Source organism: Streptomyces sp. NP160 (assembly GCF_006335115.1).
Classification (GTDB): Bacteria; Actinomycetota; Actinomycetes; order Actinomycetales; family Quadrisphaeraceae; genus Quadrisphaera.
On sequence record NZ_VDMJ01000049.1, the window covers coordinates 45,948 to 46,527 of the forward strand.

The window sequence follows — 580 nt, forward strand, 5'->3', positions numbered from 1 at the left end:
GCCGCCGCCCGCGCCGCCGGCATCCGCAACGTGGTGTGGGCCTCGTCGGAGACGGTGCTCGGCCTGCCGTTCCAGGAGGAGCCGCCGCCGTACGCGCCGGTCGACGAGGAGTACCACCCGCGCCCCAACTCCAGCTACTCGCTGAGCAAGGCGCTGGGCGAGGAGATGGCGGTGCAGTTCTGCCGCTGGGACCCCGAGGCGAAGATCATCGGCCTGCGGTTCTCCAACGTCATGTACCCCGACCAGTACGCCGAGTTCCCCGACTACGACGCCGACCCGGGCACCCGCGTGTGGAACCTGTGGGGCTACATCGACGCCCGCGACGGCGCGCAGGCCGTGCGCAAGGCCCTGGAGCTGCAGGCCACCGGCGCCGACGTGTTCGTCATCGCCAACGCCGACACGGTGATGCAGAAGTCGTCGGCGTCGCTCATGGCGGAGGTCTTCCCCGGCGTCGAGGTGCGCGGCGAGCTGGGCGAGCACGAGACGCTGCTGAGCATCGAGAAGGCGAAGCGCGTGCTGGGGTACGCCCCGCAGCACTCGTGGAGGGACTCCTTCACCGCCTGACCCCCCCCCCCCCCCC

1 protein-coding gene is annotated in these 580 nt (G+C 71.6%); it reads left to right on the forward strand.

Translation table 11 applies throughout. From position 1 onward, the window contains the following. On the forward strand, window positions 1-564 hold a 564-nt coding region (locus tag FHN55_RS20580), incomplete at its 5' end, for an NAD(P)-dependent oxidoreductase (protein ID WP_218974877.1). Window positions 565-580: the final 16 nt, after the last annotated feature.